Below are 2,517 nucleotides of genomic sequence, written 5' to 3'. Positions count from 1 at the left end.
CTAAAAAAATTGAATCATAATTCTCATCGTTATTTACAAAAAGAGTGGAAATGCACTCAAGTCGGACTATTACTTTTGCCTATATTACCAACTATAGGTATATTAACTCTAATTTTTGCCGTTATTAGCACTTGGCAACAAAAATGGCGCAGCATTATTCGCCGTCCCCACAATATAGCTTTAGCTGCTCTTGGCATCTGGTTAGCGATCGCTACATTTTTTGCATTAGACCGCCAGGAAGCACTTTTAGGGCTAGCTAATTTATTACCATTTTTTGGAGTATTTGCTGCTCTTAGTACTCTCATTCAAACTCCATCCCAACTGCGGCGACTTTCTTGGGTGATGGTATTATCTTCAATACCTGTAGTCATTTTAGGTTTCGGGCAATTATTTTTGGGTTGGTCTGGCCCCCTGAGTATACAAATTATTCTAGGTTGGATACTTGCACCACAAGGCAACCCTCCAGGGCGAATGGCTTCAGTATTTATGTATGCTAATATTTTAGCATTTTATTTGGCAGTTGTATTTATTCTAGGGTTAGGGTTGTGGATTGAAAAATGGAAATTTTTATCTGGAAACAGGGTGAAGACAGAGAGCGCACATCCAAAAAGAAGAAGGGGTCGCCTCAATATTTTTCATGGTGAGTCGCCTCAAGAATTTGTTTTTTTAACAGTAGCAATAATTAGTAATGGCATTGCTTTGGTTTTGACAAATTCACGCAATGCTTGGGGGTTGGTGGTATTTGCTGGTCTTGCTTATGCTATTTATCTAGGTTGGCATTGGTTAGTGTGGTTAGTAATGACAGCAGTAGCCACTGTTTTTGGGGCTGCTTTTGCCCCTGCACCTTGGCAGAAATGGTTACGAGCAATTGTTCCGGAATACTTTTGGGCACGACTCACAGACCGAGATTTTGAAAGACCTGTAGCCATTCTACGCACCACCCAATGGCAATTTGCTTGGAATATGACTTTAGAAAAGCCTTGGAATGGTTGGGGTTTGCGGAATTTTACTCCTTTGTATGAAGCCAAGATGCAAATGTGGCTTGGTCATCCCCATAATTTATTATTGATGCTAACGGCAGAAACTGGAATTCCTGCTGCTTTGTTTTTATTTGTTTGGGTGGGTTGGATATTAGCAAAGGCAGTATTGTTATTAATGAATTGGTCATCAATTTATTCCAGAGGAGACCGTTTTATATTTTTTAGTTATTTAGTAGCTTTTGCTGCTTGTACTATATTTAATATGTTTGATGTGAGTTTGTTTGATTTACGAGTTAATACAATAGGATGGTTACTTTTAGCTGCAATTTGTGGGTTAATTGGAGGAAGGCAGAAGTAGATATAAAATTAAATGTATCTCTTGTCCAGCATAGATTGTGTCGTTTTGTTAAAGGGGAATTTCAGGTATATGGATGAGACAGGCGATCGCTACAGCACTATTATGTAGTGAGGTACACCTATCTACCATTCTTGAACAGTTTTTTTGAGCAGTCGAAAGATTATTTTAAAGTTCACAACTTGAGTTTCCTTGATATAGTATACAAAAAAATATTACTAATCTCCATTTAAAGATTAGCAGATTAAATTGCTATTTATATCTACCATAAGTCGTACAAAAAATACTATGAAAAAATTCAAACTAGGTTGTCAACTTAATTACACTATTTCTCAACCTACTACTTTCCTATTTAATGTTCAAGTAGTTAATAATAACTGTCAAAATATTTTGCAGGAACAACTACAATTTAATCCATTTATGGCAAGAGATGAATATATTAGTAGCTCGGAAAAAAATCGATTTGTTCGAGTAAATGCTTTTAGTGGTAAACTTGAAATTTCCTACCAAGCGACTGTAGAATTATCACATTATTATGGCAACTCTAATCATATTTATGAAGTTTCACCTGCTGAGTTGCCTGTAGAAACACTTGCTTATCTTTATCCTAGTCGTTACTGTCAGTCCGATCTATTATTTGGTTTAGCACAATCAGAATTTGGCAATTTAAACCCTGGTTATTCTCGGGTAATGATAATTTGTGACTGGATTTATGATAAGATAAAATATTTATTTGGCAGTACAGATTCGCAAACTTCAGCTTTTGATACTGCTACGGAAAGGGCGGGAGTTTGTCGTGATTTTGCTCATTTAGGAATTGCTTTTTGTCGGACATTAAATATTCCAGCTCGTTTTGTTTCTGCTTATGCTTATAATCTTAATCCACCAGATTTTCATGCTTGTTTTGAAGCTTATTTAGGCGATCGCTGGTATTTGTTTGACCCAACTAAATTGGTACCACTGGAAAACATTATTAAAATTAGTACTGGTCGAGATGCTGCTGATGTTTCTTTTGCCACTTTATTTGGCACAGTTGAAATGAATAATCAATATTTATTTGTAGAAGATATTTCTGACGTTCAAGAAAATAAAAAAGTAGATGAGTCAGAGGCGATCGCTATTTCTTGAAGAAGGTGATAGTTCAAGAATTTATAATTTAGAATTACCTCTTCTTATAAATAA

2 protein-coding genes are annotated in these 2,517 nt (G+C 35.8%); both read left to right on the top strand.

Annotation, left to right across the window (positions count from 1 at the left end; translation table 11 throughout):
- Positions 1-1,338: O-antigen ligase family protein (locus AC3DU7_RS21545; RefSeq protein ID WP_488041352.1), on the top strand; the 1,338-nt coding region annotated here is incomplete at its 5' end.
- Between the two features lie 285 nt (positions 1,339-1,623).
- On the top strand, positions 1,624-2,463 hold the full coding sequence (locus AC3DU7_RS21540) for a transglutaminase-like domain-containing protein (protein WP_488041351.1): 840 nt from the start codon (positions 1,624-1,626) through the stop codon (positions 2,461-2,463).
- Positions 2,464-2,517: the final 54 nt, after the last annotated feature.

It is taken from the genome of Okeania sp., from assembly GCF_983059655.1.
This window is presented reverse-complemented; position numbering and strand designations above follow the sequence as displayed.